Below are 24,760 nucleotides of genomic sequence, written 5' to 3'. Positions count from 1 at the left end.
TTTAAATGATGAACCTTTTTGCGAATATATTTTTCATCGCCGGGATGCATCTTGCCGTGGCAATGACACCCGGCCCGAATACATTAGCGATCTGCTGCGTGGCCAGCGCGGGATCGCGGCGGGACGGCCTGTCGGCGGCGGCGGGGGTCGTGACGGCGACGGGGTTGTGGGTCGGCATCGCGCTGCTGGGCGCGGGCGCGGTGATCGCGCGCAACGGCCAGCTTTTCACGGGTCTTCGGGTCTTGGCCGCGCTCTATCTGCTCTGGATCGGCCTGCGGATGCTGGCCGCTCCGCAGGTTCGGCGCGCGGTCCCGACCGGCGGGCGGCCCTTTGCCGTGGGCCTTCTGACGGCCTTGGCCAACCCCCTTGCCATCGCCTTCTGGATGGGGACATTTCTTTCGGCAATACCGGCCACCGCGCCCGTTCATGTTTATGCCGGGATATTCGCCCTGATCATCCTGCAAAGCACGATCTGGTATTCGCTTCTGGCGATCCTGTTTTCATCCGCCCTGCGGGGCCGGCCGTTCGGGGCCTCCCGCCTTTTGCGTTACGTTGCGGCGGGGGCGATGATCGTAATCGGTGTGAGCGCGCTTGGTCCGCGCTGAGCCCTGCGGCCTTTGGCGGTCTGGCAGGGCGCGGCGGCAAAGGCTAGGTTGCACCCAGCTTGACAGGAGAATGCGATGCCCCACCTTCACCCCGACATCGACCCGGACGGGCTCGAAGAGTTCTCGGTCGTCTTCACCGACCGCTCGCTGAACCACATGTCGAAACGCTTCCAGCAGGTGATGCGCGAATTGTCCGCCGCGCTGCGCGAGGTTTATGGCGCCCATCAGGTCGCCATCGTGCCGGGCGGCGGCACCTATGCGATGGAAGCGGTGGCCCGCCAGTTCGGCACCGGCCACGCGCTGATCGTCCGCAATGGCTGGTTCAGCTATCGCTGGAGCCAGATCTTCGACATGGGCGGCTTTGCCCGCGACACCACCGTCGCCATGGCCCGCCCTGCCGGGAACGAGCCGCAGCCCGCCTATGCGCCCCCGCCGGTCGAGGAGGTCGTGGCGAAGATCCGCGAGGCCCGGCCCGATGCGGTCTTTGCCCCGCATGTCGAAACCTCGGCCGGGCTGATCCTGCCCGACGACTATATCCGCGCGCTGTCGGACGCCGCGCATGAGGTCGGCGCGCTGATGGTGCTGGACTGCATCGCATCCGGCGCGATCTGGGTGGACATGAAGGCGACAGGCGTGGACGTGCTGATCTCGGCCCCGCAGAAGGGGTGGTCGGCATCCCCCGCGGCGGGTCTGGTGATGCTGTCGGAACGCGGGGCGGAACGGCTGGCCTCGAGCGACAGCAACAGCTTTGCGCTGGATCTGAAGAAATGGCGCGCGATCATGGCGGCCTATGAAGACGGCGGCCACGCCTATCACGCGACCATGCCGACCGACGCCCTGCTTGGCCTGCGCGACGCGATGGAGGAAACGCGGGCGATGGGCTTTGACGCCGCGCGCGATGCGCAATGGCGGCTTGGCAATGCCGTGCGGGACATGCTGGCCGAACGCGGGGTGCGGTCGGTCGCGGCAAAGGGATTCGCCGCGCCGGGGGTGGTCGTCAGCTATACCGACGATCCCGACATCAGGAACGGCAAGAAGTTCGCGGCGGAAGGGATGCAGATCGCGGCGGGGGTGCCGCTTGCGGTGAACGAAGGGGACGCCTTCTCGACCTTCCGGCTGGGGCTGTTCGGGCTGGACAAGCTGAAGGATGTGGACGGCACGGTGACGCGGCTGCGGACCGTTCTGGACAAGGTGATCCCGGCATAAGGACACAGACAGGGGCGCGGGCACCTTAGCCCGCGCCCAGTTTCGTAGAATTAATTTCTCTTGCGGCGCTGAATTTCAGCGCATCTCTTCTCTTGATAAACACGACTTTCCCTGTCGTTATTTGCGTTATAGCGAGTCAGAGGAGCGACCGCGATGACGATCCAGGGTCAACAGATCAATGCAACCCCGCGCCCCCTATATTCGGTGCGCCTGATCGACCGGCGCACCGGGCAGGTCCACCGCGTCAATGGCGCCCCCCTTCTGGCGCTGAGCCGGGAACCCGAGGCGGCGGCGGCATCCCTGCTGGAAGGCCGCGATCCTGTCCTATGGGAGGCGCGGATCGAACCGCTGGCCACCCGCACACACCAATAAACGCCTTCAGGAGACGGTTTCATGTTCAAGTCGCATACCAGCCGCATCGGCGCCCCGCTGTCCGCCATCGTGCTGGCCCTGGCGGTCGCGGTGCCTGCCTCCGCCGAAACGCTGCTGAATGTCAGCTATGATCCGACGCGGGAACTTTACCGCGACGTGAACGCGGCCTTCGCCGAAAAATGGGCGGCCGACGGCCACGAGGCGCCGACCATCGAGGCCAGCCATGGCGGGTCCGGCGCGCAGGCCCGCGCGGTGATCGACGGGCTTGCCGCGCAGGTGGTGACGCTGGCGCTGGCGTCCGACATCGACAAGATCGCCGAAGCCGGCAAGCTGCCCGCCGACTGGCAGTCGAAGCTGCCGCACAACTCCAGCCCCTATACGTCCACCATCGTGTTCCTGGTGCGCGAGGGCAATCCCAAGGGCATCAACGACTGGGGCGATCTGGTCAAGGAGGGCGTCGAGGTCATCACGCCGAACCCCAAGACCTCGGGCGGGGCGCGGTGGAATTACCTGGCGGCCTGGGCCTGGGCGGAAAAGAACGGCCAGGATCCGCAGGCCTTCGTGGGCGAGTTGTTCAAGCACGTCCCCGTCCTGGACACCGGCGCGCGCGGCGCGACCACGACCTTTGCCCAGCGCGGCATCAGCGACGTGCTGCTGGCCTGGGAGAACGAGGCCTATCTGGCGCTTGAGGAGATCGGAGAGGATCAGTTCGACATCGTCGTGCCCTCGGTCAGCGTCCTGGCCGAACCGCCGGTCGCCATTGTCGATGGCAATATCGCCAGCGACGGGCAGCGCGAACTGGCCAATGCCTATCTGGATTTCCTCTATTCCCCCGAAGGCCAAGCGCTTGCCTTCAAGCACTATTACCGCGCCTGGGACACCAGTGCCGCCGCCCCCGAGGACGTGGCCCGCTTCCCCAAGCTTGATCTGGTCAGCATCGAGGATTTCGGCGGCTGGAAGAAGGTGCAGCCCGAACATTTCGGCGACGGCGGCATCTTCGACCAGATCTACACGGCCAAGTGACCATGACCGCGCGACCCCTGTTCCACAAGACGGCGATGCCCGGCCTTGGCCTCTCGGCGGGCATCACCATCGCTATGCTCTCCATCGTCGTCCTGTTGCCGATCGGCGCCCTTCTGATGAAGGGCGCCAATTTCGGCCTGTCGAACATCTGGGACGTGGTCAGCCGCGAACGCGTGACGGCATCGCTGTTCCTGTCCTTCAAGCTGGCGCTGCTGGCCGCGACGTTCAACCTGGTCTTCGGCGTGCTGCTGGCCTGGGTGCTGGTCCGCTATCGCTTTCCGGGCAAGCGGCTGCTGGACGCCGCCGTGGACCTGCCCTTTGCCCTGCCGACCGCCGTGGCGGGGATCGCGCTGACCGCGCTTTATGCGCCGAACGGCGCCTTCGGCAGCCTCGCCCAGTCGGTCGGCTGGAAGATCGCCTATACGCAATGGGGCATCTTCATCGCCCTGGTCTTCGTGGGCCTGCCCTTCGCCACCCGCACCGTCCAGCCGGTGATCGAGGAGATCGAGCAGGAGGTCGAGGAAGCGTCCGCCACCCTGGGCGCGTCCCGCCTCTATACGCTGCGCCATGTCATCCTGCCGATGCTGATGCCCGCCGCGCTGACGGGCTTTGCCCTGGCCCTGGCGCGGGCAGTCGGCGAATACGGATCGGTCATCTTCATCGCGGGCAACATCCCGCTGCGCACGGAAATCGCCCCCCTGCTGATCGTGATCCAGCTTGAGGAATTCAACTATGACGCCGCAGCCGCCATCGGCATCGCCATGCTGGTGATTTCGTTTGCCATGCTGCTGGCGATCAACCTGATCCAGATCGTCAGCCGAAGGAAGATGGGCCATGTCTGACACCTCCCTGCCCACCTTCCGCGCGGCGACCGAGGAAGCGCCGCTGCTGCGCATCGCCCTGATCGCCATCGCCGTCGCAGGGCTGGCGATCCTGGTCTTCGCCCCCCTGGCGGTGGTCTTTGCCGAGGCGCTGAAGGACGGCTGGCTGGCGGCCGTCGAATCACTGGGCAACCGCGACGCCCGTTCCGCGATTCATCTGACGCTGCTGATCACCGCCATCGCTGTGCCCGCAAACGCCGCCTTCGGCATCGCCGCCGCCTGGTTCATCACCAAGTTCGACTTTCGCGGCAAGGCGTTTCTCATCACGCTGATCGACCTGCCCTTTTCCGTCAGCCCGGTCGTCGCGGGCCTGTGCATCGTCCTGCTGTTCGGCGCCAATTCCGCCATCGGCGGCTGGATGGTCGCGCATGGCTGGCCCATCGTCTTCGCCATTCCCGGCATCGTGCTGGCCACCATCTTCGTGACCTTCCCCTTTGTCGCGCGCGAACTGATCCCCGTGATGATCGAACAGGGCCGGGCCGAGGAAGAGGCCGCCCTGACCCTTGGCGCGTCCGGCTGGCGCACCTTCCGCACGGTGACGCTGCCCAATATCCGCTGGGCACTGCTGTATGGCACACTGCTTTGCACCGCGCGGGCCATGGGGGAATTCGGTGCGGTGGCGGTCGTGTCGGGCAAGATCCGGGGCCAGACCGCCACCATGCCGATCACGATCGAGATGCTCTACAACGAGTATCTCTCCGTCGCGGCCTTCAGCATGGCCGCGCTGCTGACCGCGCTGGCGCTTGTCACGCTGCTTCTGAAAACCCTGCTGGAGCTGCGTCACGCCGACCAGCTTGCCGCCATCCGCCGCCACTGAGGAGGCTGCCTTGCATATCGACATCGACGAAATCGCCAAGACCTTCGGCGCCACCACCGCCCTGCAACCCGTGTCGCTGAACATCCCGTCGGGGGCGCTTGTCGCGCTGCTGGGGCCGTCGGGTTCAGGCAAGACCACGCTGCTGCGCATCTTGGGGGGTCTGGAATTCCCGACCTCGGGGCGCGTGCTGTTCAACGGCCAGGACGCGACGGGCATGACGGTCCAGGAACGCCGTGCCGGGTTCGTGTTCCAAAGCTATGCCCTGTTCCGGCACATGACGGTCTTCGACAACATCGCCTATGGCTTGCGCGCCCGCCCGCGCAGTCAGCGCCCCCCGAAGGCCGAGATCACCCGCCGCGTGACCAAGCTGCTGGACCTGATCCAGTTGCCGGAAATCGCCGGGCGCTATCCCACGCAACTGTCCGGCGGCCAGCGTCAGCGCGTGGCCCTGGCGCGCGCACTTGCCATCGAGCCGCGAATGCTGCTTCTGGACGAGCCCTTCGGCGCGCTTGACGCCAAGGTCCGCAAGGAGTTGCGCCAAGGCCTGCGCGACATCCATGACGAAACCGGCCTGACCACGGTCTTCGTGACCCATGATCAGGACGAGGCGATGGAACTGGCCGATCTGGTGGTGGTCATGTCGATGGGCCGCATCGAACAGATCGGCAAGCCGCAGGACATCCGCGCCAAGCCCGCGACCGAATTCGTGCGCGACTTCATCAGCGCCTGAGCCTCAGCCCTGCAACAGCGCCCGTGCCGCGCCCGTCGCGGCATCGGTGATCCGGTCGCCCGACAGCATCCGGGCGATCTCCTCGACCCGTTCGGGCGCGGACAGTGCCGCCACGGTCGAGGTCGTCATGTCGTCATGGACCGACTTCGACACGCGGAAGTGGTTGGCGCCAAGCGCCGCGACCTGCGGGGAGTGCGTCACCACCAGAACCTGCGCATCATCGGACAACTTCTTCAGCCGCCGACCGACTGCATCCGCCGTCGCGCCGCCCACGCCCCGGTCGATCTCGTCGAAGATCAGCACAAGCGCATCGTTGCCGCGCGCAAGACAGACCTTCAGCGCCAGCAGGAAGCGCGACAACTCTCCGCCCGAGGCGATCTTGTCCAGGGCGCCCGCAGGCGCACCGGGGTTGGTGGCGACGGTGAAGGCCACGTCGTCACGGCCATCCGGGCCGGGCTCACCGGGCGTCACAAGGGTCTGGAACACCGCGCGCTCCATCCGCAGGGGCGCGAGTTCCGCCGTCACCGCGCGGTCCAAGGCGGCTGCGGCCTCGGTGCGCGCCCGCGTTACCTCGTCGGCTTCGGCATCGTAACGGGCCTCGGCATCCTCGACCTGCCTGCGCAAGGCGGCGATCTGCGCCTCGCCCGCGTCGATCTGGCCCAGGCGGCCGCGCAATTCGTCCGCCAGCCCCGCCAGATCGTCCGCCAGCACGTTGTGCTTGCGGGCAAGCGCGCGCAGGGCGAACAGCCGCTCCTCGGTCGCCTCAAGCTGGGAGGGATCCACGTCAAGCGCCCTCAGGGCGTCCTCGACCCCGCGATGCGCCTCGCCCAATTCGACAAGTGCGCGGGACAGCGCGGCCAGCGGTTCGTCCAGCCGCCCCTCGGCCCGGTCGGATGCCCCCTCCAGCCAGCGGGTCGCGTCCAGCATCGCGCCCTCGGCCCCTTCGCCGCCCAGCATCTTCAAGGCGCGGGCGACATCCTCGCGGATGCGGATGGCGCCCTGCATGGCGCGGCGTCGGGTATCCAGCGTCGCTTCCTCGCCCGCTTCCGGCATCAGATCGTCCAGTTCGGCGACGGCGTGGCGCAGGAAATCCTCCTCGGCGCGCGCGGCGGTCAGGCGGGCCTCGGCTTGATCCAGATCACGGCGGGCCGTACGGCGGGCGGCCCAGGCCTCGCGCACCGGCCCCAGGTCGATGGCGCCAAAGGCATCCAGCAGCGCCCTGTGGCCGCGCGGGTTCAGCAGCCCCCGGTCGTCATGCTGGCCGTGCAGTTCGATCAGGGTTTCCGACAACTGCCGCAAAACCTCGCCAGACACTCGGCGGTCGTTGACATAGCCGGTCTTGCGCCCGTCGCCCGCATTCACGCGGCGCAGGATCAACTCGTCGTCCTCAAGCTCGATCCCGGCATCCGCCAGAACGGCGCGGGCGGGATGACCGGCGGGCAGGTCGAAAACCGCCGTCACCTCGCCTTGGCTCGCGCCTTGGCGCACCAGATCGGCCCGGCCGCGCCAGCCCAGGACGAAGCCCAGGCAATCCAGCAGGATCGACTTGCCTGCGCCGGTTTCGCCGGTCAGCACGTTCAGGCCGGGACCGAAGGCCAGCCCCAGCCGGTCGATCAGCAGCATGTTGCGGATGTCCAGCGAACGCAGCATCGGGTTATCCTCGCAGGGTGAACGTCACCCTAACTCAAAGCCACTGTCCCCGGATCATCTGGCGATACACGTTGTTCAGCCAGCTGTCGCCACGCGCCTCGGGCGACAGGCCGCGACCGCGCAACTGGCGATAGGCGTCCTGGTAGAAGGGCGAGGACTGGAAGTTGTGGCCCAGGATCGCCCCCGCCGTCTGCGCCTCGTCCGTCAGGCCAAGCGCCAGATAGGCCTCGACCAGGCGCAGCAGCGCCTCGGGCGTCTGGCCGGTGGTCTGGAATTCCTCGACCACGACGCGGAAGCGGTTGATCGAGGCCGCGTAATGCCCGCGCTTGAGGTAATAGCGCCCGATCTCCATTTCCTTGGCGGCCAGGTGGTCGAAGGCCAGGTCGAACTTCAGGATCGCGCTGCGGGCATATTCGCTGTCGGGATATTGCTCGATCACCGTGCGCAGCGATTGCAGCGCCTGGAAGGTCAGGCCCTGGTCACGGCCCACCTCGTCGATCTGGTCGTAATAGGACAAGGCCAGCAGGTATTGCGCATAGGCCGCATCCTCATCGCCCGGATAGGTGTCGATGAAGCGCTGCGCGGCACCCCGCGCTTCCTCATAGTTCTGGGCGCGGTGGTTGGAATAGGCCTGCATGATCAGCGCGCGCTTGGCCCATTCGGAATAGGGATAAAGCCGCTCGACTTCGCTGAAATAGAAAACCGCATCCTCGGGCTTGCGGCTGTTTTCCAGCTCGAACTCGCCGCGCTTGTAGATTTCCTCGGCCGTGAAGCGGTCCAGGTTCTTCTTGTCGGCATCCCCCGAGCCGCGCCCCCCGCAGCCCGTCAGCACCAGACCCGCCAGAACCGCCGCCATCAGGGAAGCCGAGAATTTCGAGCGCGCCATCTTCACCCTGCCTAAGACTTCTTCCTTGCAGCCGCCCCGTCCGGGCCGCGCTGCCCGGACCCTCTAGCACAGAACATCAGGGGGCGCAAAATGGCAATCCGTTGAATTCGGCGTCCGTTTTCGGGACGGGCCTTGACGTTGCGGAAGGCCGCTTACGCGGCCGCCCAGGCGGTTGCCGCTAGATCATAGGCGGCGACGCCCGCGCCGGGCAGGCGATCCTGAAGCGCCGGGGAACAGGTTTCCCAGGCCCAGGCCGAAGGATCGGCGAAAAGCGCGCGCAGCAGGCGGTTCGTCATCGCATGGCCCGCGCGGTGCCCGGTATAGCGCGCCAGCAGCGGCGCGCCCGCCAGGGCCAGATCGCCCATGGCGTCCAGCATCTTGTGGCGCACGGCTTCGTCGGCATGGCGCAACCCGCCCGGCGACAACACCCGCGCGCCATCCACGACGACCGCGTTCAGATAGGTGCCGCCCAAGGCCAGCCCATTCCTGCGCATGGCGTCCACATCGGCCTGGCGGCAGAAGGTGCGGCTGTCGGCCAGTTCCCGCAGGAAGGCGCCATTGGCCATGTCCAGGCGCTTTTCCTGGCGGCCGATGGCAGCGTCGGCGAATTCGATATGGAAGTCGATTTCCAGGTGGTCGGCGGGGGTCAGGCGGGCAAAGGCCTCGCCCTCGCGCACCTCGACGGGGCGCAACACGCGGATGGCCCGCAGGGGCGCCGCCTGCATCGCGATTCCGGCGCGCAGAATGGCGCGCACGAAGGGCGCGGCGGAACCGTCGAGAATCGGAACCTCGGGGCCATCGACGACGACCAGGGCGTTGTGGATCCCCGTTCCCGCAAGCGCCGCCATCACATGCTCGACGGTGGACAGCGTCGTGCCCTTGCCGTCATCCATCAGGGTGCACAGCTTGGACGGGGTCACGTGATCCCAGCGGGCGGGAATATCGACCGCCGGGGACAGGTCGCTGCGGCGGAAGACGATGCCGTGACCAGCAGGCGCGGGATGGATCGCAAGCCGCGCCGGGGCACCGGAATGCAGCCCCACGCCCTGAAACGTCACCATCTTTTTCACTGTCGCCTGCATGGCCACCTGCCTTGAAATCACGCCCGACCGGGATCGTCCGAGAGGGTAACGAGTGACCTAGGCCCTTGGTGCCGTTCCTTCAATTAACGATTTGTAACGGTGTGAAACATTCGAGGGGGGTGCCGCGCGACCATCCTGAACGGCCTTCAAGACAGCGTGCCAAGGCAAGCAAAAAGGGCCGCGTCACCGCGGCCCTTCGCATTCAAATTTGTGACCGGCTCAGTTCGCCTGACGGCGCAGGAAGGCCGGAATTTCGACATTGTCACCGGCGGCGTCGGGGCTGGCCAGATCGTCGAAGTCCGCTTCCTGCTGGCGCGCCCGAACGGCCACGCGTTCGTTCACCCGTTCGGCGATCGAGGAGGCAGGCGGCTTCGGCACGGACGTGTCGGCATGGCCCGCCATGCGTTCCAGCATCCGGCCCAGGCCAGCCATGCGGCTGGGGGTGCGGACGGGTTCCGCAGGCTGCGGCGCGGGCTGCTGACGCTCGCCCTTGTTTTCCACGGCGCGGCGCAGACGCTCCAGCGTCTCGGGCGAGGCCTGGCCGCGCGGCGTGGCGCCCTGGGGCGCGCGCGGCGCGATGAAGCCCGCGTCCTCCTTGACGTTCAGCATCGCGGGCTGTGCGGGTTCTCTGCGCTGATAGGCGGGGGCGGGCATGTCATCCTCGACCCGCGCGGCGGGGGCGGCAGGGCGGGTTTCGGCCAGCGGCGGGGCGACGCGGCGCTGCGGCAGTTCGTCCTGCTGCGGCGCGACCTCGGCCTTCTGCGCGACAGAGGGATTCTGCGTCAGCGGTTCGGCCATGCTGCGGCGCGGGGCCGGAACCTCGGCCGCGGCGGCGCTGGCGTCGATGCCGGTCGCCACGACCGACACGCGGATCGAACCGTCCATCTCCGGGTCCAGGGTGGAACCCACGATGATGTTGGCGTCGCTGTCCACCTTGTCGCGGATGACGTTGGCGGCCTCGTCCAGTTCGAACAGGGTCATGTCATAGCCGCCGGTGATGTTGATCAGCACGCCCTTGGCGCCGTTCAGGCTGATCTCGTCCAGCAGCGGGTTGGCGATGGCGCGTTCGGCGGCTTCCTGGGCGCGGTTGTCGCCCGAAGCCTCGCCCGTGCCCATCATGGCCTTGCCCATCTCGTCCATGACCGCGCGCACGTCGGCGAAGTCAAGGTTGATGAGACCCGGACGCACCATCAGGTCGGTCACGCCCTTGACGCCCTGGTACAGCACGTCGTCGGCCAGGGCGAAGGCTTCGGTGAAGGTGGTCTTTTCGTTGGCCAGGCGGAACAGGTTCTGGTTGGGGATGATGATGAGCGTGTCCACGACCTTCTGCAGGGCCTCGACACCCTCCTCGGCCTGGCGCATCCGCTTGGTGCCCTCGAACTGGAAGGGCTTGGTCACAACGCCGACGGTCAGGATCCCCATCTCGCGCGCGGCCTGGGCGATGATCGGGGCGGCGCCGGTGCCGGTGCCGCCGCCCATGCCGGCGGTGATGAAGCACATATGCGCGCCCATCAGGTGATCGACGATGTCCTCGATCGTTTCCTCGGCGGCCTTGGCGCCGATGATGGGCTTGGCGCCCGCGCCCAGGCCCTCGGTCACTTTCGGGCCCATCTGGATGCGGCTGCTGGCGCGCGATCCGGCCAGGGCCTGCGCGTCGGTGTTGGCCACCACGAACTCGACCCCGTCGAGCTTCTTCTCGATCATGTTGTTGACCGCGTTTCCGCCCGCGCCGCCGACACCGAAGACGGTGATCCGGGGCTTCAGTTCGTCCTCGTCGTTCATCATCAGATTGAGGTTCATGGTTCCGCCTGTTTTTGCTATGTCGAACGGGTCATGACCTGCCGCCCGTCGAATCCCTCGTCATCAGCGTCGATCCTAGCGGGCAGAGGGTCTTGCGTCACCCGAAAAACTCGCAAAAACCGCAAAATCTGGCAGTATCCGCAGGTGTTTTCGGCGGTATCTTGCCAATGGCGCAGAATGTGGTGGGATGTTGCGATCGCACCACATTTGCGGTCAAGGGCTTACCAGTTGTTCCTGAACCAGCGATAGGCACGGCGCAGGCTGCGGGTCGGATAGCTGTCCGCCGGCATCTCGAAATCCCACCATTCGTCCTGCGGATGGGCGGCGAACAAGGCCAGCCCGACAGCGCTGGAAAAGCTGGGATCGGTGAACTGGTGGGCCAGCCCGTCGATGCGCAGCGGCCGCCCGCAGCGGATGTTCGGCCCCAGGATGCGCGCGGCCAAGCCGTCCAGGCCGGGGATCTGGCTGCCGCCGCCGGTCAGCACGATCTGCTGGCTGGGCATGGAATCAAATCCTGCCGCATCAAGGACTTCGCGCACGCCTTCCAGAATTTCCTCGACCCGCGGGCGCATGATGCCGATCAGGTCGGCGCGGCTGACCGAACGGCGGCCCGTGTCCCAGCCCGACCCGTCCCAGCCCGAGGCCTCACCGCCCAAGTCCAGCATGTCGCGGTCGTCCCGGCCCGTGGCCTCGACCCCGCCGTTCAGGGTCTTCAGCCGTTCGGCCACCGGCAGCGGCACCCGCAAGCCTTGGGCGATGTCCTGCGTGACCAGTTGGCCGCCGATCTTAACATTGTCGGCGAAGATCATGTGTTTCTTGACAAAAATCGACACGCCCGTGCCGCCGCCGCCAAAGTCGATGCAGGCCGAACCCAGTTCCTGCTCATCCTCGACCAGGGCCGCGCGGGCCGAGGCATAGGAGGCCGAGGCGATGCCCGCCAGTTCCAGGTCGCAGCGGCGGATGCACTGGATCAGGTTGCCGATCACGTCGCCATCGACGGTCAGCACATGCATGTCGCAGGCCAGCCGGTTTCCCACATGGTCGCGCGGGTCGCCCAACCCGCTGCGGTTGTCCACGGCGAAATTGACCGGCTGGGCGTGCAGAACCTCCCGTCCCCGGCCGAAATCGGGGGAATCGCAGGCAGCCAGCACGCGGGCCACGTCATGTTCGTGGACGCGGCCCGCCTCCAGCGTGATTTCCCCCGCCAGGCCGTAAGACGCCGGGCGCCCGCCCGACAGGCAGGCGATGACGTGGTCCAGGCGCACGCCCGCGACCTTTTGCGCGGCGGCGACCACCGTGCGGATGGCGCGTTCGGTTTCGGCCATCACGTCGATCTCGCCCCAGCGCATCCCGCGCGAGCGGGTCGAAGCCGCGCCGATCACCTTGAAGTTGACCTGCCCCGCCATCGGGCCGACGCCATCGGTTTCGCGGAAGGTGCCGGTGCCGTCGAAGCGCAGCACCAGGCAGGCGATCTTCGAGGTGCCGATGTCCAGGATGCCGATCACGCCGCGCTGCAGGGCGGCCCGGCGGATGTTCCGCATCGCCCGCTGCGTTTGATAAAGTTCCGCCATATGTCAGCCCCCCTTCTTCTTGTCGTCCACCGGCACGACCTTGCCGTCCGGCCCCAGAAGCGCCTGCCCCCGCGCCTCGCGGATGGTGTTGCGCGCATCGACCCCCAGCCGCAGCACGGGCTGGGACGGGTTGCGCAGATCGACCGCCGTGATGTCGCGGCCCAGCATGTCCTGCGCCCGGTCCAGCGCGATCGCAGCCTGCAGCGCGATGGTCGCGCCCTCGGCGGGCAGCATGATCTTCTGCCCGTGATCCAGCACCAGATCCCAGCGGCGCTCGCCCTTGCGCACCAGCCCGCGCACGCGGGGCAGGATCGGCCCGGCCGCGTCGATCAGCGACAGCGCCTCGGGCACGGCAAGATCCGCACCCTCGCCCGCGATCAAGGGCAAGTCGGCGCGCACGTCGCGCGACGTGACCGAGGCGACGCGGTGGCCGGTCTTGTCCAGGATCTCGATCCCCCGCGCATGGCGCCAAAGGACTGCCGGTTCGCGTTCCTTGACCACGGCGGACAGGATGCCGCCCGGCTTGATGCGCAGGTCCACCGACTCGATCACGTCAAGCTGCATCACCTGCAGGCGCAGCGCCGTCAGGTCGATGTCGAAGCTGGAGGCGGGCAGATCGACCGGCAGCATCTTGCGCAATGCCTCGTCCACCACGGGGGTGGCGCCCTCGACCACCATGGTCTTGACCAGGAATTCCTCGCGGCTCTGGACCTTGTCCATGATCTGCTGGACGCCATCGGTCAGCAGCGCGCGGCGGTCCTGATCCGCAAGCCACAGCCCGCCGATCATGGCGACCAGGGCAACGGGCACGCCGATCCGCACCGTGCGGCGCCAGATGGGCCGCAGCCACATGCGTTCCAGCCGGTATTGCAGGCGCGACGGCGCGGGGTCGCGCTTGATGCGGTCGGGTTGGGGCTGGCGGTTCGGGCGGTGGTCGATCACGTCCGGCACAGCGCATCCTCCACCATCCAGCGCATCAGGGCGGGAAAGTCGATCCCGGCATGGGCGGCCTGTTCCGGCGCAAGCGATGTGGGCGTCATGCCGGGCTGGGTGTTCACTTCCAGCAGGATCAGCCCGTCCAGGCCCCGCGTGTCGTCCCAGCGGAAATCGGTCCGCGACAGGCCCCGGCAGCCAAGCGCCCGATGCGCGCGGACGGCGTAATCCAGGCAGGCTGCGGTGATGTCCGCCGGGATCTCGGCGGGGATGATGTGGCGCGATCCGCCGACCGAGTATTTGGCGGCATAGTCGTACCAGCCCTCGGTCACGATCTCGGTCACGCCAAGGGGGCGGTCGCCCATCACCGCCGTGGTCAGTTCGCGCCCCGGCGCATAGGTTTCGACCATCACGCGGGCGGGCATCGTGTCGGCCAGTTGCGGCGGCTCGTTGGCGCCGTCATGGACGATATAGACCCCCACGGACGAGCCTTCGTCATTCGGCTTGACCACATAGGGCGGCGGCAGGACATGGCGGGCGCGCACCTCGTCCGCGCAGGCGATGACGCTTTCAACGACCGGCAGGCCAGCCACGCGCAGCGCGTCCTTGGCCCGCGTCTTGTCCATCGCCAAGGCCGAGGCCAGCACGCCCGAATGGGTATAGGGCAGGCCCAGCCATTCCAGGATGCCCTGGACGCAGCCATCCTCGCCCCAGCGGCCATGCAGTGCGTTGAAGACGACATCGCAGCGAAGGCCCGCCAGGCGCGCGACCAGATCGCCGCCGCGCTCAGACCCCAGTTCGACCTCGATCACCTCATAGCCCGCCACCCGCAGCGCATTCGCGCATTCACGCCCCGATGACAGCGACACCTCTCGCTCGGCCGAGGGGCCACCCATCAGAACGGCTACGGTATGGGCTGTCCTGCTCGACCTGCCCGCCACGTTTCGCCTTTCGCCCCGGTTGGTCCGGGATTTTCTGTCCCCGCGCGGCCGGGTTCATCCCGGTCTGCGCTTATGGCGAAAGGATAGCTGATGCACAGAAATCACAAAAGGGTAATTTTTGCCATCGACCAAAGATTGTTGGGCGAATCGTCAATCATCTTGCGGTTGCGGCAGGGGGTCGCCGACGCGGATCACTTCCCATTGCAACTCGTGGCCGCTGTCCTCCAGCACGCGGCGGCGGACCAGTTCGCCAAGCGCCTCAAGCTCGGCCGCCGTGGCGCCGCCGGTGTTCAGCAGGAAGTTCGGGTGCTTTTCCGACATCTGCGCTCCGCCCCAGCTATGCCCGCGCAGGCCCGCGCGGTCGATCAGCGACCAGGCCTTGAGGTCGTGGACATCGTCGGCCCGTCCGGTGGAGCTGAACCCCGCCGGATTGCGGAAGGTGGACCCGGCGCTGCGTTCCTTGGTGGGCTGCGTTTCGTCCCGGCGGGCCAGTTGCTCGGCCATCTTCGCGTGCAGCGCATCGGGGTCGGCGGGCGCGGCGCGGAAGGCCGCCTCGGTCAGGACGCAGCCTTCGGGCAGCTCGGCGTGGCGATAGGCGAAGCGCAAGTTATCGGGCGTCAGGACGATTCGCTCGCCTTGGCGCGTCACGGCCCGAACCTCGACCAGATGATCGGCGACATAGCTGCCATAGCAGCCCGCGTTCATGCGCACCGCCCCGCCGATACTACCGGGGATGGTGCGCAGGAAGGTCAGATCCAACCCCGCGTCCGCCGCGCGGCGGGCGACATGCGCATCCAGCGCGGCGGCGCCTGCGGTCACGCGGTCCCCTTCGACCGCGATGCCGTTGAAGCCCCGGCCCAGGCGGATCACCACACCCCGGATGCCGCCATCGCGCACGATCAGGTTGCTGCCGACGCCGATGGGGAAGACCGGAACCGAGGGGTCCAGGCCGCGCAGGAAATCGGCAAGGTCATCCTCGTCCGCGGGCTGGAACAGCCAGTCGGCGGGGCCGCCCACGCGCAGCCATGTCAGGGCGTCCAAGGGACGGTTGGGGGTCAGCGCGCCACGGGTCTGGGGAAGATCGGTCATCATGGCGGATGTGGTAAACAGCGGGACCGGAGCGGTCAACCGGGCGGGGTCATTCCAGCAGGCTGGCGATCACGGCGATGGCTGACAGCGCGCAAAGGCCCCAGATGTCCCAGGCCGGACGCAGCGGGTCGGCAGGATCGGCGGCCACCCGGCGGCGGGTGGCGTCGTGCAGCCCGCGCAGCGCAGCGCCAAAAGCCACCGACCCCGCCGCCAGAAGCAGAAGCAGCGCCATCAGCGCGCCCAGCAGACCCGCGTATTCGTAGCCGGTCTTTTCGGCGCCGATCAGCCAGCAGGCCCCTGCCCCGGCCAGCAGCACGGCAAGCGCCGCCAGCAGCGGGCGAAAGGATCGCGCGGCCATGCGGTTGGCGCCTGTCCAGACGGACCACAGGACCACCAGGGCGATGCCCAGATAAAAGGGGATCACGGCGCCGTTCGGGTCCGCACCCGCATGGGCAGGCGCAGCAGCACCAGCACGCCCAGGGACAGGAAACCGATGCCCGCCCAGGGGCCGCAGGTATAGGTCAGCCAGCCCAGGATCGGAACACCCGTGGCGACCAGGGCCCACAGCGCCCGGTGTCTTTGGCGCAGGCGCAGGCTGCGGGCAAGGCGGGCCAGGATCAGCCAGCCTGCCACCACCGCCAGCGCAAGGATCGCCGAATGCGTCACGCGGCGCGCCCCTGCAGCCGTTCCGGCAGGCCGTTGGCCCAGGTCGAGATCGTGCCCGCCCCCAGGCAGACCACCATGTCGCCGGGCCGGGCCTGTTCACGCACCAGCCGCTCCAAGTCGTTTTCGTCCAGGATCGCACGGGCATGGCGATGGCCATGGGCGATCAGGCCCGCCACAAGGTCGTCGCGGGTAGCGCCGGGGATCGGATCTTCGCCCGCAGCATAGACTTCGGCGATGGCGACCACGTCGGCTTCGTTGAAGCAGGTGCAGAAATCTTCAAAAAGATTCGACAGGCGGCTGTAGCGATGCGGCTGGTGGACGGCGATGACGCGGCCCCTGGTGGCCTGGCGCGCGGCCTTCAGGACGGCGGCGATTTCCACCGGGTGATGGCCGTAATCGTCGATGATGGTGACGCCGTTGATTTCACCCACGCGGGTGAAGCGGCGGCCGACGCCGCCGAATTTCGCCAGGGCCTCGCGGATCTCGGATTTCTTGATGCCCAGGTGGCGGGCGACGGCCACGGCGGCAAGCGCGTTGGACACGTTGTGGTCGCCCGGCATGGGCAGGCTGCACCCTTCGATCATCTCGATATCGCCGGTCTCGGTGGGGCCTTCGCCCTGCAACGCGATGTCGAACTGCGCGATGCCGTTTTCATAGCGCAGGTTCATCGCGCGCACATCGGCCTGGGCGTTGAAGCCGAAGGTCACGACACGGCGGTCGGTCAACTTGCCCACCAGGGACTGCACCTCGGGGTGATCGGTGCAGCAGACGGCAAGGCCGTAGAACGGGATCCCCGAGGCGAAGTTCAGGAACCCCTGGCGCAGCGAATCGAAGCTGCCCCAATGCTCCATATGCTCGGGGTCGATATTGGTGACGATGGCGATGTCGGCAGGCAGGCGGTTGAAGCTGCCATCCGATTCGTCCGCCTCGACCACCATCCATTCGCCCGCGCCCGCCCGCGCGTTGGACCCATACGCATGGATCACCCCGCCGTTGATCACGGTCGGATCCAGCCCGCCCGCGTCCAGCAGCGTCGCCACCATGGTCGTAGTGGTGGTCTTGCCATGCGTGCCCGCGATGGCGATGTTCGACTTCAGGCGCATCAGTTCGGCCAGCATCTCGGCCCGGCGGACCACGGGAAGGCCGCGGCGGCGCGCTTCCTCAAGTTCCGGGTTGCCCTTCTTGATCGCGGTGGAGATCACCACGACGCCCGCCTGGCCGATATTCTCGGCGCGCTGGCCTTCGAAGACGCGGGCGCCCAGGGTTTCCAGGCGGTCGGTGATCTTCGACTTCTTCGCGTCGCTGCCCTGCACGTCATAGCCGAGGGTCAGCAGAACCTCGGCGATGCCCGACATGCCGATGCCGCCGATGCCGATGAAGTGGATGGGCCCCAGTTCGTGCGGCAGTTTGGTGGCGGCGTTCATCGGGCAATCTCCGTGACAAGGTCGTACAGGCGCCGCGCCGCATCGGGACGGGCAAGGGACAGCGCGGCACCGGCCATCTGGGCGGCGCGCGCGGGGTCGTTCAGGATCGCGCGGATGTCGCGCGTCAGGCCGGGCGCGTCAAGCACCGATTCGGGATGGATCAGCGCGGCCCCCGCCTCGGCCAGGGCCTGGGCATTGGCGGTCTGGTGGTCGCCGGTGGCGGCGGCAAAGGGGATCAGGATCGCGGGCCGGCCGATCACGGTGATGTCGGCCAGCGAGGATGCGCCGGACCGGCTGACGACCAGTTGCGCCTGCGCCAGCCGTTCGGGAACATCGGTGAAGAAGGGCTGCACATCGGCGGCGATGCCCGCATCGGCATAGGCTGCGGTCACGCGCGCCACGTCCTCGGCCCGCGCCTGGTGGCTGACGCGCAGGCGCGCACGCATGTCGCCCGGCAGCGCGGCGATGGCGGCGGGAACCACGTCGGACAGCACCCGCGCGCCCTGGCTGCCGCCGATCACCAGCAGGTGCAGCACCCCGTCGCCCGGCGGGGCATAGGGTGCGGCGGCATGGTCCAGCACGGCCTGGCGAACGGGGTTGCCGGTATGGATGCCGGTGGCGCCCCCCGGCAGGTCGGTGGGCCAGGTGCCGCAGGCGATGCGCTGCACGCGGCCCGCGAACAGGCGGTTCACGCGGCCCATCACGCCGTTCTGTTCATGGATCATCCGAGGCAGGCCCAGGGTCACGGCGGCGGACAGCGCCGGAATGGTCGGATAGCCGCCAAAGCCGATCACCACGCCGGGCCGGTCGCGCCGGAACGCCGCCCGCGCGGACAGCACGCCCGCGCCGATCTTCATGGGCGCGGTCAGCTTGCCCAGGATCCCGCCGCGCGCCGTGGTGGCGGAGCGCACGATGCTGCGTTCGACCGCATCGGGAAAGCCGCCCGCATAGCGCGCGCCCCGGTCGTCGGTGGAGAGCTTCACGCGCCAGCCCTCGGCCAGCAGCAGTTCCGCAAGCGCCTGGGCCGGAAACATGTGGCCGCCGGTTCCCCCGGCGGCGATCAGGGCAAGCGGAGCGGTTCTGGTGTCGCGGGGCATCAGCGTCCCCGCCGCAGGATCTCGGCCAGTTCGCCCTGGGGCCGGGTCCGGGTCAGGGCCAGCAGCATCCCGGCGGCGATGCCCGATGCGATGACCGACGATCCGCCATAGCTGACGAAGGGCAGCGTCATCCCCTTGGCGGGCAGCAGGCGCACGGCCACGCCCATGTTGATCAGCGCCTGCACGCCGAAGGCGCAGGCAAGCCCCGCCCCGGCAATCCGCGCAAAGGGATCGCGTTCCCGCAGCAGCCGCAGCAAGGACCGCACGACGATGGTGCAATAGAGCGCGATCACCAGCAGCACCATGACGGTGCCGTATTCCTCGGCCGCGACGGCGATGATGAAGTCGGTATGCGCGTCGGGCAGCGACCATTTCACGCTGCCTTCGCCCACGCCCACGCCGAAGAAGCCGCCGTCCTGGATGGCCTTGGTGGCATAGCCGATCTGGGTGCGGGGGTCGATTTCCGGGTTCAGGAACCCGTTGATCCGGCGGGCGAAGTGTTCGGAGGCGCCATAGGCGAAGAACCCGCCCGCCGCCGCGATCGCCATCACGCTGAGCAGAAGAACCATCGGCGCGCCCGCGATGAAATACATCACCAGCCAGGAAAACAGCACCAGCGATGCCTGGCCAAAGTCAGGCTGCAAGGCCAGCAGCATGACCACCACGACCGCGGTAATGAAGGAATAGGTCTTGCCCGGCGGGCCGCCGATGGACTGCGCGGCAGCCATGAACCAGGCGCAGATGGCGACAAAGCCCGGCTTCAGGAACTCGGACGGCTGCATCGAGATTCCGGCGATGGACAGCCAGCGGGTGGCGCCCTTGCCATGATCCTCGCCGATCAGGGGCAGCAGCAGGATCAGCACGAAGGCCGCGGCAAAGCCCATCACGCCGATGCGCCGGATCTGGCGCGGCGACATCATCGAGATCACCAGCATGATGACCAGGGCCATGGCGCCGAAGACCCCCTGCCGCTGGACATAGTAGAAGCGCGGCAGGTCGTTCTTTTCGGCCAGCGGGACCGACGCCGCCAGTCCCAGAAGGATGCCGACGGCAAACAGCCCCAGCACGCAGGCCAGCGACCATTTGTCCAGGGTGCGCCACCAGCGTGGAAGAATCGGGTCGCCCGCCCGCACGGGCGTCGTGCCAAAGACCATCTCGGTCATGGGGATACCGCCGTCACTGCCTCTGATATTGCCCGGTTCTCCGGGTCTGCCGGACAGCATAGCGCGAAAATCGGCGTTGCGCTACTGGGGATTGCGGGTGCGGGAAACACCCCAGGCAGGCAAGGACCACCGGATGCAAGGGAACCTGATCGACATTGCCGCGGCCTTCACGAAGCTGGGCCTGACCAGCTTCGGCGGGCCGATCGCGCATCTGGGCTATTTCCGGGACGAACTGGTCCTGCGGCGGAAATGGATCGACGACGCCGGATTTGCGGGGATCGTGGCGGTTGCGCAGTTCCTGCCGGGACCGGCGTCGTCGCAGGCGGGCTTTGCGCTGGGCTGGCAGCGCGGCGGGCTGGCGGGCGCCCTGGTGGCGATGACCTGCTTCACGCTGCCCTCGGCGGTGGCGATGGTGCTGCTTGCGGCCATGGCCGGGACCGTGCCGCCTGAAACGGGGTTTGTCGGAGGATTGGTCGCGGGCCTGAAGATCACGGCGGTCGCCGTTGTCGCCCATGCGGTGCTGGGCATGGCGCGCAGCCTTGCGCCCGATGGCCCACGGGCGGGGATCGCCCTGTCCGCGCTGCTGGCGCTGTCGCTGCTGCCGCTGTCGGCAGTGGCGCAGGTCGCGGTGATCGCAGCGGGCGGGCTGGCGGGGCTGGTGCTGCGGGTCGGGCAGCCGGGCGCGGGCGGGCAGGCGCTGCGGGGTCCGTCGCGGGCGGCGGGCGTGGCCTGCCTTGCCGTCTTCGCGGTCCTGCTGGCGGGATTGCCGTTGCTTGCCGATGCGGGGCCGGGATGGCGGCTGGCCGACCTGTTCTATCGCGCCGGTGCCCTGGTCTTCGGCGGCGGCCATGTGGTCCTGCCGCTGCTGGCTGCAGGCACGAAGGGCATCGTCCCCGAAGCCAGCGTCCTTGCGGGCTATGGCGCGGCGCAGGCCATGCCGGGGCCGCTGTTCACCTTTGCCGGTTGGCTGGGCCAGGTGGCGGCGGGCCTGCCCGGCGCGTTGATCGGGCTGGCGATGATCTTCCTGCCGGGCTTCCTGCTGATGGCGGGCGGCCTGCCCTTCTGGGCCACGCTGTCCCGCAAGCAATGGGCGCGGCACGGGATGGCGGGGGCCAATGCCGCCGTGGTGGGGATCCTGGCGCAGGCGCTGTACGATCCGGTCTTTACCGGCGGCATCCGGGGCAATGCCGATTTCGCCGTGGCAGGGGTGCTGTTCGTGATGCTGGCCGCGTGGCAGCGGCCCGCCTGGCAGGTGGTGCTTGCCGGCGCCGCTGCCGGAATGGCCCTGGTGCTGGTCTAGCCCAGCATCGCCAGGCCGGGGAAGGTTTCCAGCAGCCAGTAGGAAAAGGCCGAGAAGGCGCCCGTCAGCAGCATCGCCCCGACGACCAGCAGCAGCAGGCCCATCGCGCGCTCGATCACATGCAGCCAGGGCTTGATGCGGTTCATCAGCCCGATGGCGCGGTTGATGAAGATCGCGGCCAGCAGGAAGGGGATCCCCAGCCCCAGCGCATAGACCGCCAGCAGCGCGGTGCCGCGCGACATCTCTCCCCCGGTGGCGGCCAGCGACAGGATCATGCCCAGCTGCGGGCCGATGCAGGGGGTCCAGCCGAAGGCGAAGGCCAGCCCCAGCAGATAGGCGCCAAGCGCGCCGCCGCCCTGCTCGCCGGTGTCGATCCGCGCCTCGTGGTCCAGGAAGGGAATGCGGATCACGCGCAGGAAATGCAGGCCCATGACGACCACGACGACGCCTGCGATCTTGGCCAGAACATCCTGATATTGCAGGAAGGCCCGGCCGAATGCCGATGCCGCGAAGCCCATGATCAGGAACACCGTGGACAGGCCCAGCACGAAGAACAGCGCGGGCAGCACGGCGCTGCGTTCGCGCGCCTTGAGTCCGTTCACGCCCACGCCCGTCATATAGGCCAGATAGGGCGGCACGATGGGCAGCACGCAGGGCGACAGGAAGGACAGGATGCCCGCCAGCAGCGCCACAAGGGCGGCGGGCAGGAAGGCGGCGGTGGCAAGTTCGATTCCCAACATGGCGCGCAGCTTAGCGATTGCCGCAGCGCAGGCCATGGGTCATTGCGTCACGTCCTTGCGAAAGGGGCGCGGTGTGACCCGCGCCCCTTGCATCGTCAGCGGTTGCCGGACCACCAGCCGCGGCGCTTGGGCCGCTCGGCCTCGGTTTCGGCCTCGGCCATCTCGGGCTCGCGTTCGGCAGGGGTTTCCACCGGCGCAGGCTCGGCCTCGGGCGCAGCGGGTTCGGCAGGCTGGTCCTGCGGCGTCTCGGCCTGGGCGACCTCCGGCTCGGGTGCGGCGACGGCCGTTTCCTCGACCTGCACGGCGACCAGATCGGCGGGCACGAAATCCTCGGCCTGCGGCTCGGGTTCGGCCGCCTGGGGTTCGGATGCGATCTCGGACAGCGGAACGATCTCGCCTTCCTCCTCGACCGGGGCCGGTTCGGGGCGGGCGTTCAGACCGGGCAGCGATTCCGCAGCCTCGTCCGGGGCTTCCCGCAGGTCCACGACCTCGGGCAGGCCTTCGGCGGGCGGCAGGTCGCCATTGCGGCGGCGGTTGCGCGACCGGGACCGGCGGCGGCGGCCGTTGCCATTACCCTCGGCTGCCTCGGCTTCGCCCGCAGTCTCACTGTCCGTCTCGGCCTCGGCGGCGTCCTCGGCTGTCTCCTCGGACTCGTCACCGCTATCAGCCGATTCGCCCTCGGCCCGGTCGCCGTTCTTCCGGCGGCGGCGGCGACGGCGGCGGCGCCCGCGACCCTCGCCATTCTCCTCGTCAGCCGAAGCGGCCTCGGCATTGTCCTCGGCCTCGTCGGCTTCCGCCTCGATCTCCTCGGGCAGATCCTCTTCCTCGTCGTCGATCTGGGCCATCAGGTCGGCATCGACCGACAGGACGGGGGCCGCGACCTCGGGGACGTTGCGGGTGGCCGTCTTGAACTTCTCGATGGCGAAGTCGGGCGAGATCAGCGACGGATCGGCCTCCAGCCGGACGGAAAGGCCATAGCGCGCCTCGATCCCGGCGATATGCTCGCGCTTGTGGTTGATCAGGAAGTTGATCACCGCGACAGGCGCGCGGACCAGAACCTCGCGCGACCGCTTGCGGGTGCCTTCTTCCTCGATGGCGCGCAGGATGGTCAGCGCCAGGCTGTCGTCGCTGCGGATCAGGCCCGTGCCATGGCAATGCGCGCAGGGCTGCGTGGTCGATTCCAGCATCCCCGGACGCAGGCGCTGGCGCGACATCTCCATCAGACCGAAGCCCGAGATGCGGCCCACCTGGATCCGCGCGCGGTCCGATTTCAGCTTGTCCTTCAGGCGCTTCTCGACCGCGGCGTTGTTGCGCCGCTCCTCCATGTCGATGAAGTCGATGACGATCAGGCCCGCAAGGTCGCGCAGGCGCAACTGGCGCGCGACCTCGTCAGCCGCCTCCAGGTTGGTCTTCAGCGCCGTTTCCTCGATCGAGCCTTCCTTGGTGGCCCGGCCCGAGTTCACGTCGATGGCCACAAGCGCCTCGGTCACGCCGATGACGATATAGCCGCCGGATTTCAGCTGCACGACCGGGTTGAACATGCCGCCCAGATAGCTTTCCACCTGATAGCGCGCGAACAGCGGCATGGCGTCGGTGTATTGCTGCACGGCCCGGCTGTGGTCGGGCATGATCATCTTCATGAAGTCCTTGGCGACGCGATAGCCGCGCTCGCCCTCGACCAGAACCTCGTCGATGTCCTTGCTGTACAGGTCGCGGATGGTCCGCTTGATGAGATCCCCTTCCTCATAGATCGGGGCGGGGGCGATGGACTTGAAGGTCAGGTCGCGGATCTGTTCCCACAGGCGCAGCAGGTATTCGTAATCGCGCCGGATCTCGGACCGGGTCCGCTGGCTGCCCGCCGTGCGGATGATCAGGCCCGCGCCCTTCGGCACGTCCAGTTCGGACGCGATGTCCTTGAGCTTCTTGCGGTCGGCGATGTTGGTGATCTTGCGGCTGATGCCGCCGCCGCGCGCGGTGTTGGGCATCAACACGCAGTACCGGCCCGGCAGCGACAGATAGGTGGTCAGCGCGGCGCCCTTGTTGCCGCGTTCCTCCTTGACGACCTGGACCAGCATGATCTGCCGGACCTTGATGACTTCCTGGATCTTGTAGCGGCGCGGGCGCGGCTTTTTCGGGACGTGGATTTCCTCGGCCACGTCCTCGTCGGCGACCGATTCGATCTCCTCGTCCTTGGCAGAGGCATCGGTCGCGCTGTCAGCCGCATCCTCGTCGCCCGGATGCCCGGCATCCTCGGCCGTTTCCGCGCTGTCGCTGGACGCGGCGTCGGCGTCCTCGCCTTCGGTCGCCCCGGCCTCGACCTCCTCGCCTTCCGAAGCCTCGACCTCGGCGCTGACGGTCTCGTCGCCCGTCCCGGTTCGCTCGGCACGGGCATGGCGGCGCTTGGCGCGGGCGGCGTCTTCGGCCTCCTGCGCCTCGGCATAGGCGCGTTCCTCGGCGATCAGCGCCTCGCGGTCGGCGGCGGGGATCTGGTAGTAATCCGGGTGGATTTCCGCAAAGGCCAGGAAACCGTGGCGGTTTCCGCCGTAATCCACGAAGGCCGCCTGCAAGGACGGTTCGACCCGCGTGACCTTGGCAAGGTAGATGTTGCCGGAAATCTGGCGCTTGTTTACGGTCTCGAAATCAAATTCTTCGACCTTGGTTCCGTCCACCACGACCACCCGAGTTTCCTCGGCATGGGTGGCGTCGATCAGCATTTTCTTTGCCATGTTCAAATCTTTCGCGCAGGCGCGCGCCCGGCGGTGCCAATGGCACCCCTGGATGCAG

The 24,760-nt window shown here is 67.9% G+C and carries 23 protein-coding genes; 8 read left to right on the top strand and 15 right to left on the bottom strand.

What is annotated here, in order from left to right:
- Positions 1 to 5: 5 nt before the first annotated feature.
- From AAIL68_RS07415 to cysA, 7 genes are all read left to right on the top strand, one after another.
- A complete protein-coding gene (locus tag AAIL68_RS07415) occupies positions 6 to 605 on the top strand; it encodes a LysE family transporter (protein ID WP_347139058.1) in 600 nt (199 codons plus the stop codon).
- Positions 606 to 680: 75 nt separating this feature from the next.
- Positions 681 to 1,811 (top strand): aminotransferase class V-fold PLP-dependent enzyme, encoded by a 1,131-nt coding sequence (locus tag AAIL68_RS07410; RefSeq protein ID WP_347139056.1) that lies wholly within the window; start codon positions 681 to 683, stop codon positions 1,809 to 1,811.
- 153 nt (positions 1,812 to 1,964) lie between these two features.
- Complete coding sequence (locus AAIL68_RS07405) at positions 1,965 to 2,183, top strand: hypothetical protein (protein WP_347139055.1); 219 nt, start codon at positions 1,965 to 1,967, stop codon at positions 2,181 to 2,183.
- A gap of 21 nt (positions 2,184 to 2,204) precedes the next feature.
- On the top strand, positions 2,205 to 3,206 hold the full coding sequence (locus AAIL68_RS07400; protein WP_347139053.1) for a sulfate ABC transporter substrate-binding protein: 1,002 nt from the start codon (positions 2,205 to 2,207) through the stop codon (positions 3,204 to 3,206).
- A 2-nt stretch (positions 3,207 to 3,208) separates the two neighbouring features.
- Positions 3,209 to 4,048 (top strand): sulfate ABC transporter permease subunit CysT, encoded by an 840-nt coding sequence (gene cysT, locus AAIL68_RS07395; protein ID WP_347139051.1) that lies wholly within the window; start codon positions 3,209 to 3,211, stop codon positions 4,046 to 4,048.
- Positions 4,041 to 4,904, top strand: a complete 864-nt coding sequence (gene cysW, locus AAIL68_RS07390) for a sulfate ABC transporter permease subunit CysW (protein ID WP_347139050.1) — start codon at positions 4,041 to 4,043, stop codon at positions 4,902 to 4,904. The genes cysT and cysW overlap by 8 nt, the downstream gene beginning before the upstream one ends.
- A 10-nt stretch (positions 4,905 to 4,914) precedes the next feature.
- Positions 4,915 to 5,634 carry a sulfate ABC transporter ATP-binding protein gene (cysA, locus tag AAIL68_RS07385; protein WP_347139049.1) on the top strand — a complete coding sequence of 240 codons (720 nt, stop codon included), beginning with the start codon at positions 4,915 to 4,917 and terminating at the stop codon, positions 5,632 to 5,634.
- A 3-nt stretch (positions 5,635 to 5,637) separates the two neighbouring features.
- On the opposite strand, the gene recN is transcribed toward cysA, so the two are convergent.
- The 13 genes from recN to ftsW all read right to left on the bottom strand — a co-directional run bounded on the left by recN (position 5,638) and on the right by ftsW (position 19,936).
- On the bottom strand, positions 5,638 to 7,284 hold the full coding sequence (recN, locus tag AAIL68_RS07380; RefSeq protein WP_347139048.1) for a DNA repair protein RecN: 1,647 nt from the start codon (positions 7,282 to 7,284) through the stop codon (positions 5,638 to 5,640).
- 34 nt (positions 7,285 to 7,318) lie between these two features.
- Positions 7,319 to 8,170, bottom strand: coding sequence for an outer membrane protein assembly factor BamD (locus AAIL68_RS07375; protein WP_347139047.1), 852 nt, complete (start codon positions 8,168 to 8,170; stop codon positions 7,319 to 7,321).
- Positions 8,171 to 8,322: 152 nt separating this feature from the next.
- Entirely contained in the window at positions 8,323 to 9,252 is a 930-nt protein-coding gene (gene lpxC / locus AAIL68_RS07370) for a UDP-3-O-acyl-N-acetylglucosamine deacetylase (protein WP_347139046.1), read from the bottom strand.
- Between the two features lie 219 nt (positions 9,253 to 9,471).
- A complete protein-coding gene (ftsZ, locus tag AAIL68_RS07365; RefSeq protein ID WP_347139045.1) occupies positions 9,472 to 11,052 on the bottom strand; it encodes a cell division protein FtsZ in 1,581 nt (526 codons plus the stop codon).
- A gap of 221 nt (positions 11,053 to 11,273) precedes the next feature.
- Positions 11,274 to 12,623: a cell division protein FtsA gene (gene ftsA / locus AAIL68_RS07360; RefSeq protein WP_347139044.1), complete on the bottom strand. Its 1,350-nt coding sequence runs from the start codon at positions 12,621 to 12,623 to the stop codon at positions 11,274 to 11,276.
- Between the two features lie 3 nt (positions 12,624 to 12,626).
- Positions 12,627 to 13,574 (bottom strand): cell division protein FtsQ/DivIB, encoded by a 948-nt coding sequence (locus AAIL68_RS07355; protein WP_347139042.1) that lies wholly within the window; start codon positions 13,572 to 13,574, stop codon positions 12,627 to 12,629.
- Positions 13,562 to 14,452 carry a D-alanine--D-alanine ligase gene (locus AAIL68_RS07350; protein ID WP_347139041.1) on the bottom strand — a complete coding sequence of 297 codons (891 nt, stop codon included), beginning with the start codon at positions 14,450 to 14,452 and terminating at the stop codon, positions 13,562 to 13,564. The genes AAIL68_RS07355 and AAIL68_RS07350 overlap by 13 nt, the downstream gene beginning before the upstream one ends.
- A 195-nt stretch (positions 14,453 to 14,647) precedes the next feature.
- The gene (gene murB, locus AAIL68_RS07345; protein ID WP_347139040.1) at positions 14,648 to 15,589 is read right to left on the bottom strand and encodes a UDP-N-acetylmuramate dehydrogenase; all 942 of its coding nucleotides are present in this window, start codon (positions 15,587 to 15,589) and stop codon (positions 14,648 to 14,650) included.
- A 46-nt stretch (positions 15,590 to 15,635) separates the two neighbouring features.
- Positions 15,636 to 16,010, bottom strand: a complete 375-nt coding sequence (locus AAIL68_RS07340) for a hypothetical protein (RefSeq protein WP_347139039.1) — start codon at positions 16,008 to 16,010, stop codon at positions 15,636 to 15,638.
- The gene (locus AAIL68_RS07335) at positions 16,007 to 16,252 is read right to left on the bottom strand and encodes a DUF2484 family protein (RefSeq protein WP_347139038.1); all 246 of its coding nucleotides are present in this window, start codon (positions 16,250 to 16,252) and stop codon (positions 16,007 to 16,009) included. Before AAIL68_RS07335 ends, AAIL68_RS07340 begins: the two co-directional genes overlap by 4 nt.
- The gene (gene murC, locus AAIL68_RS07330; protein ID WP_347139037.1) at positions 16,249 to 17,676 is read right to left on the bottom strand and encodes a UDP-N-acetylmuramate--L-alanine ligase; all 1,428 of its coding nucleotides are present in this window, start codon (positions 17,674 to 17,676) and stop codon (positions 16,249 to 16,251) included. Before murC ends, AAIL68_RS07335 begins: the two co-directional genes overlap by 4 nt.
- Positions 17,673 to 18,773, bottom strand: a complete 1,101-nt coding sequence (locus AAIL68_RS07325) for a UDP-N-acetylglucosamine--N-acetylmuramyl-(pentapeptide) pyrophosphoryl-undecaprenol N-acetylglucosamine transferase (RefSeq protein ID WP_347139036.1) — start codon at positions 18,771 to 18,773, stop codon at positions 17,673 to 17,675. The genes murC and AAIL68_RS07325 overlap by 4 nt, the downstream gene beginning before the upstream one ends.
- Positions 18,773 to 19,936 (bottom strand): putative lipid II flippase FtsW, encoded by a 1,164-nt coding sequence (ftsW, locus tag AAIL68_RS07320; protein ID WP_347139034.1) that lies wholly within the window; start codon positions 19,934 to 19,936, stop codon positions 18,773 to 18,775. Before ftsW ends, AAIL68_RS07325 begins: the two co-directional genes overlap by 1 nt.
- 133 nt (positions 19,937 to 20,069) lie before the next feature.
- Between ftsW and chrA the strand changes: the two genes are divergently transcribed.
- Positions 20,070 to 21,236 carry a chromate efflux transporter gene (gene chrA, locus AAIL68_RS07315; RefSeq protein ID WP_347139032.1) on the top strand — a complete coding sequence of 389 codons (1,167 nt, stop codon included), beginning with the start codon at positions 20,070 to 20,072 and terminating at the stop codon, positions 21,234 to 21,236.
- On the opposite strand, the gene AAIL68_RS07310 is transcribed toward chrA, so the two are convergent.
- Together AAIL68_RS07310 and AAIL68_RS07305 are read right to left on the bottom strand one after the other, a co-directional pair.
- Complete coding sequence (locus AAIL68_RS07310) at positions 21,233 to 21,976, bottom strand: cytochrome c biogenesis protein CcdA (protein ID WP_347139031.1); 744 nt, start codon at positions 21,974 to 21,976, stop codon at positions 21,233 to 21,235. The genes chrA and AAIL68_RS07310 overlap by 4 nt on opposite strands.
- A 95-nt stretch (positions 21,977 to 22,071) precedes the next feature.
- Entirely contained in the window at positions 22,072 to 24,702 is a 2,631-nt protein-coding gene (locus AAIL68_RS07305) for an Rne/Rng family ribonuclease (RefSeq protein WP_347139030.1), read from the bottom strand.
- Positions 24,703 to 24,760: the final 58 nt, after the last annotated feature.

Origin of the sequence: Paracoccus sp. SSK6 (assembly GCF_039770665.1) — a bacterium.
GTDB lineage: Bacteria > Pseudomonadota > Alphaproteobacteria > Rhodobacterales > Rhodobacteraceae > Paracoccus.
The sequence above is the reverse complement of the archived record's forward strand: the minus strand, read 5'-3'. Positions and strand labels throughout refer to the sequence as shown.

What these genes read in the sequence shown, in the direction of transcription:
- lpxC (WP_347139046.1), bottom strand. Translation starts at nt 9,252, where the DNA reads ATGCAGGCGACAGTGAAAAAGATGGTGACGTTTCAGGGCGTGGGGCTG.
- cysW (WP_347139050.1), top strand. Translation starts at nt 4,041, where the DNA reads ATGTCTGACACCTCCCTGCCCACCTTCCGCGCGGCGACCGAGGAAGCG.
- cysT (WP_347139051.1), top strand. Translation starts at nt 3,209, where the DNA reads ATGACCGCGCGACCCCTGTTCCACAAGACGGCGATGCCCGGCCTTGGC.
- ftsW (WP_347139034.1), bottom strand. Translation starts at nt 19,936, where the DNA reads ATGACCGAGATGGTCTTTGGCACGACGCCCGTGCGGGCGGGCGACCCG.
- AAIL68_RS07415 (WP_347139058.1), top strand. Translation starts at nt 6, where the DNA reads ATGATGAACCTTTTTGCGAATATATTTTTCATCGCCGGGATGCATCTT.
- AAIL68_RS07375 (WP_347139047.1), bottom strand. Translation starts at nt 8,170, where the DNA reads ATGGCGCGCTCGAAATTCTCGGCTTCCCTGATGGCGGCGGTTCTGGCG.
- AAIL68_RS07410 (WP_347139056.1), top strand. Translation starts at nt 681, where the DNA reads ATGCCCCACCTTCACCCCGACATCGACCCGGACGGGCTCGAAGAGTTC.
- ftsZ (WP_347139045.1), bottom strand. Translation starts at nt 11,052, where the DNA reads ATGAACCTCAATCTGATGATGAACGACGAGGACGAACTGAAGCCCCGG.
- AAIL68_RS07400 (WP_347139053.1), top strand. Translation starts at nt 2,205, where the DNA reads ATGTTCAAGTCGCATACCAGCCGCATCGGCGCCCCGCTGTCCGCCATC.
- AAIL68_RS07305 (WP_347139030.1), bottom strand. Translation starts at nt 24,702, where the DNA reads ATGGCAAAGAAAATGCTGATCGACGCCACCCATGCCGAGGAAACTCGG.
- AAIL68_RS07325 (WP_347139036.1), bottom strand. Translation starts at nt 18,773, where the DNA reads ATGCCCCGCGACACCAGAACCGCTCCGCTTGCCCTGATCGCCGCCGGG.
- chrA (WP_347139032.1), top strand. Translation starts at nt 20,070, where the DNA reads ATGCAAGGGAACCTGATCGACATTGCCGCGGCCTTCACGAAGCTGGGC.
- murB (WP_347139040.1), bottom strand. Translation starts at nt 15,589, where the DNA reads ATGATGACCGATCTTCCCCAGACCCGTGGCGCGCTGACCCCCAACCGT.
- ftsA (WP_347139044.1), bottom strand. Translation starts at nt 12,623, where the DNA reads ATGGCGGAACTTTATCAAACGCAGCGGGCGATGCGGAACATCCGCCGG.
- AAIL68_RS07310 (WP_347139031.1), bottom strand. Translation starts at nt 21,976, where the DNA reads ATGTTGGGAATCGAACTTGCCACCGCCGCCTTCCTGCCCGCCGCCCTT.
- murC (WP_347139037.1), bottom strand. Translation starts at nt 17,676, where the DNA reads ATGAACGCCGCCACCAAACTGCCGCACGAACTGGGGCCCATCCACTTC.
- recN (WP_347139048.1), bottom strand. Translation starts at nt 7,284, where the DNA reads ATGCTGCGTTCGCTGGACATCCGCAACATGCTGCTGATCGACCGGCTG.
- AAIL68_RS07405 (WP_347139055.1), top strand. Translation starts at nt 1,965, where the DNA reads ATGACGATCCAGGGTCAACAGATCAATGCAACCCCGCGCCCCCTATAT.
- AAIL68_RS07350 (WP_347139041.1), bottom strand. Translation starts at nt 14,452, where the DNA reads ATGGGTGGCCCCTCGGCCGAGCGAGAGGTGTCGCTGTCATCGGGGCGT.